General features: G+C 36.5%; 5 protein-coding genes. 1 reads left to right on the top strand and 4 read right to left on the bottom strand.

Translation table 11 applies throughout. From position 1 onward, the window contains the following. The 3 genes from R8923_RS14185 to R8923_RS14175 all read right to left on the bottom strand — a co-directional run. On the bottom strand, positions 1–950 hold a 950-nt coding region (locus tag R8923_RS14185; RefSeq protein ID WP_485873415.1), incomplete at its 3' end, for an SA1320 family protein. Between the two features lie 22 nt (positions 951–972). Beyond that, entirely contained in the window at positions 973–1,851 is an 879-nt protein-coding gene (locus R8923_RS14180) for a DUF1672 family protein (RefSeq protein ID WP_485873414.1), read from the bottom strand. Between the two features lie 340 nt (positions 1,852–2,191). Further along, entirely contained in the window at positions 2,192–2,767 is a 576-nt protein-coding gene (locus R8923_RS14175; protein ID WP_485873413.1) for a recombinase family protein, read from the bottom strand. Between the two features lie 469 nt (positions 2,768–3,236). On the opposite strand from R8923_RS14175, the gene R8923_RS14170 reads away from it, so the two are divergent. Beyond that, complete coding sequence (locus tag R8923_RS14170) at positions 3,237–3,668, top strand: hypothetical protein (RefSeq protein WP_485873412.1); 432 nt, start codon at positions 3,237–3,239, stop codon at positions 3,666–3,668. 338 nt (positions 3,669–4,006) lie between these two features. Here R8923_RS14170 and R8923_RS14165 read toward each other — a convergent pair. After that, on the bottom strand, positions 4,007–4,800 hold a 794-nt coding region (locus R8923_RS14165; RefSeq protein WP_485873411.1), incomplete at its 5' end, for an LPXTG cell wall anchor domain-containing protein.

Here is a 4,800-nt window from a genome sequence, read left to right as displayed (position 1 = left end):
ACGGATTCATAGCCTGACATCGTTGTTAACGCTTTTCCAAAGCTTCCTTGTCCGAGTAAATCATCAAAACTATCGGTGAGCTTGGTTTTCCTGTCATCTAGTTTACTGCCTTCCCGTTCGACAATATCCACGGCATGATCCACATGTGATTGGGCAGTGGTGATTTGTCCCTTCATTCTGGTGACCATCGCGTTCGCCAAGATTTTCATATTTTCAGGATTGACGTCTATTTTATGCCCTTTTTCGCCTGTCAAAACAGCGCCACTCCAAACGCCAACAGGTAAATAGGCATCGGCATCAATCAAGATTTGTTCACCGTCAATATTAATCGCTTCACTATAGCCCGTGTGGTTAGATGTAAGGGTGGCAAGTAAGGGTAAGTTATTGTTTAATGTGATATTTTTACCCGGTAAACGACTCAAGTATCCCGCACTCCGTTCCCCTAGTGTTAATGGGTCATATTCGCTCATATAATTGGTAATGTCGGGATTCTTTTGCGAATACTCGCCGTCTGGCAAAATGGCAGGATTATAAGTCACACTTTTCACATCATTGTTTGATGCGACATAATTGCCGAGTCCACCGCCTAGGGAGTTTCCCCCAACGTATTTAATCGCATATTTTTTACTCATTTTCTTATAAGCTTTATCCGCCGCTTTTAGTTGATCATCAGGAATATTTCCAGGAAGCGTAGCATCGGTAATAATATCCCGCCCACTGTCTTTTTGTCCTTGTGTGCCTTGGAAAATCATGCCGACTTCGCCTGTTTTAGTGTTTTCCACAATCATATAGTCGAGTCCAGATTTGGTGCCATATTCGCCTTCTTTGACAACATATTTATTCCCGTTTACTTTTAATCTATCATAGTCGTTTGGCTCACTATAAACTATTTTCCCACTTAATTCTATGATATCTATGTCTGGCGTTTTCATATTGGTATAAACAGACATTACGTTTCCTCCTCCCTATTTATTAATATTTTTCTATTCCTTCAATCCTTACATCGTCTCCATTTGGTTGTCCTACACGGTCAACAAGAAAATTTTTATAGATAATTATATTATAGTTGCCTTTAGGTAAACCTTCTTCCTTTTTCAAGTTTTCGCCAATCTTATTGACTATCTCTTGATTTGGTAAACCTTGGCCTATATTAAAATAACGGATAGCTATATCCATCTCCTCTATCTTACTATTTTCATTTGAAAATAGAACTTGTAATTGATCAACAGAAATATTCGGGTTTTTCATATAGGCATCATAAACCGTTGTGAAATCACCACCAAGTGGAACAAAATAATAGATTTGCTCATACCCCGATGCTTGTGTTTTATCAATTGTTGCCTGATTCAAACCTTGTAAATTATTTTCTTTTGCTTCTTTTTCCGCAAAAGTGTCCAAATGCACAAATTTTTCTTTGTAGGCTTTAGCATATAAACCACTTACAATACCAGACTCTACTTTTCCTTCCTCAGAGCGAGCACTATTCAACTCCTTAGAACGTGGGTCAATCCCCACAATCACAGAAGTATGAAACTCTATCGGTTCCTCTGCTTCAACCATAACAACGGCAGCGTCTCTTGCTGGAACCACATTATTTACTTTTACATCAGTTTTATATGTATCTTTCATATATTTGATGGCTTTTTTTTTAATTTCTGCTTCATTTTTTTCAACAATATCTTTAGACTTATCACCATCAACAAAAATAAACCCTTGCCCGTCATACTCCGCAACAGGTGTTGTCCCGTCGTCTACTTTCTTTTCTTTTTCATCTGACTGTCCCATAAACGAACATCCCCCCAGTAAAATTGATACACCAATTATAGAAATGGCTACTTTTTTTCCTTTCATTACAAGGCCTCTTTTCTCTACTTAGATTAAAAAATAACTCCGCTTATGTATTTTTCTTTCAATTATAATATACCATATTTATCCATCATCATGTTGTCGATATTGTGAGTTTACTCATTAGCAGAAATTTCCTTGGTGAGACCAGGGCATTTTTATTTTTTTGAGTGGTTTATAAACTTCTTTACTTCCATTTTACAAATAATAATCTCGCCATCTTCACAATGGCACTTTTATTCAGCCTAAAATATTTCAAATGAAAACGAGAAAACGACCTTATCGCACGTAAGACCGCTTTTTGTTTACACTACTTTCGCTAAGATAGGTTATGCAACTTAAATATTTATAAATACTTTTCTTTATATCTCCGAAAAGTAGAACGGTTTATTCCAGCTTTTCGTGCTGCTTCCGCTTCACTTGCTCCTTTATTCAACAAATCAAACGCATGCTGCAAATTTTCACTGTGTTCCGTATATTTCGGTTTTTTTCCTTTATATTTGCCTGCTTCTTTGGCCAAACGGATGCCTTGTTGCTGACGTTCGATAATTCGCTTACGTTCCGATTCCGCTTGATACTTATACAACTCCATGATCAAGTTATTCAACAACAATCGTAAATTTTCGTCCTGAATCCCGTTTAGTTGAGGTAAATTTAAAACTTCTAAGGTGGCCCCTCTTTTTTTGATGTGATCCATAATTTCCGTTAAATCTTCATTATTCCTTCCCAGTCGATTTAATTCCGTAACCACCACTAAATCGCCTTCACGAATATACGCTAACATCTTTTCAAGTTCTGGTCGTTTTTTATTTTGACCACTTAATTTATCCACAAACACTTTTTGACAATGAGAAAGTTGTTCAACTTGCCGATTAATATTTTGCTCTGTGGAACTCACACGAATATACCCAATTTTTTCCATTTTGAACTCCTTTTGAAAAAGACTTTTTTAACAGTTCTATTGAACAACTGTTAAAGTTAGGTATATCAATAATTTATCAACTGTTCAATAGAGTATACCCTATTGGCACTTAAATTATTTCCTTATTTAAGAAACATTGAATGTTTTCTCTTGTAAATTCTTCAAAAGTACGTGGACTTCTCCTCAATAATTTAAAAAAATCATTCGTCACCCATTCAGCTGTTCCCATTCTTGTCATGAAGTACAAAGCAAGTGAAAATTCTAATTTTTATGATTTTCAGTATAATCCCAACACCTCATTACTAGAGCGTACAGGACGAATAATAAAAATGTGTAAATTCACCAAAAGAAAGAGAATATTAGCGTTAATATTCAGAATTTCGTCACATTATATAAAACGCTTTCATGATATGCTAATAAGGAAATTAGTAATCCGTCCAAATATTATAAAAAAAGGAAGTGTTCACACATGTTAAGTCCTCTCTTCACATTTGCTGAATACCATATTAAAGACATTGTTGCACAATGGATGGTGACCACCTATGTAAACTCGGAAGAATACGCAAAAAGGAAGTTTATTCCTGGTTTTATGGATGAAGTCGAACGGGAAGCCACATGGTTACTACGCCATATTTTAAAACAAACTCAAAAAGGGGACGCCATTGATTACCAATTAGTGGAAAATATTGGGGAAGATCGAAAAGAAATGGGCACAAGTCAAACCGAATTCATCCACTCTTGTTCCAATTTATGTCATATCCTGTTGCGTTATGTCCAACAAGCAGTAGATACACAGCAAATTACTCCCTCTCAAGAAGAGTATCAAACTTTTCAACGAGATGTCCATGCGATTTTTCGACAAGTTTGTCTGCACGTAGGAAAAGGATATACATCGAATTAATCAGTCCATCCCAAAAAACCTTTCTCGTTTGTCAATTATGAATTTACCCTAAATGGATATTTTTTATTCATAGGATAATGAAATTTTCAAAGTCCACTTTTTATGTTTTTATTTAATGAAAATACTGTTGAAAAATGTGCAAAAAGAGTCAAAAAGAGGAGTATTCAGAAATGGAGTCATTTTCTGATTATCCTACTTTTATTTTTTCGCTAAAAAAACGATCAAAAGATTACTTAGCCTTTTGATCGTTTCTTTTTAGCCTTTTATTGGAAAGAAAACATACATGTGTAACAGGAAAAATATTTTTACGCACACTTACCTAAAATGAAGGAAATCATTTATTTCTTACGCCAAAACAACAAACTACTCGCTACGAGAAAAGCTAATCCTGCAAGTCCAGTTGGTAATGAAGAGCGATCTCCTGTTTTTGGAAGTACTGTTTTTTCGGAAGCTCGTGTAGATATTGTCATGTCTGGCTGAACCACAATCGGTTGGGGCGTCACTGGATTTACAATCGCCTTCACGATGACTTTACGTGTAAACATCGTACTGTTCCCATCGCTATCTGTCACTTGGTAAATCACTGTGTACGTTCCTGGAACATTTATATTTACATTGCTAGATAAAACCACAATTTGAGCCGTTAAATCCCCATCTTCTTTATCCATCGCCTGTAAATCGTCCATCACATCAAACAAATCGCCTTGAGTTAATGTGACCGTGTCTTTTCCTGTTATAACAGGCGCTTCAGTTACGATGACTGTGCGTGTGAACATAGCTTTATTTCCGTCACTATCCATGACCTCATAGGTTACTTTATAAGTGCCAGAATGACTGGTATCCACATTATTAGATGTCACTTTCATCTCATTAGTGAGGTCTCCATCTTCTTTGTCCGTTGCTTGCATTGTGCTCATTGGATCAAAATCCGCATTTGGATTTAGACGTGTTTCTTCTTCTCCCGTGATGATTGGTGCTTCTGTCACAATAACGGTACGGGTAAATGTCGCTTGATTACCATCACTATCTGTTACACTGTATAGCACCTCATAGGCGCCTGGCTGGCTAGTGTCAACAGGGTTATCCACCACTATAATATCACCAGTGAGGTCCCCGTCTTCTTTATCCGTTG

The sequence above is a fragment of the Listeria tempestatis genome (assembly GCF_963575625.1).
Lineage (GTDB): Bacteria > Bacillota > Bacilli > Lactobacillales > Listeriaceae > Listeria > Listeria tempestatis.
Note: the sequence above shows the minus strand (reverse complement) of the source record. Positions and strands in the feature narration are given on the sequence as shown.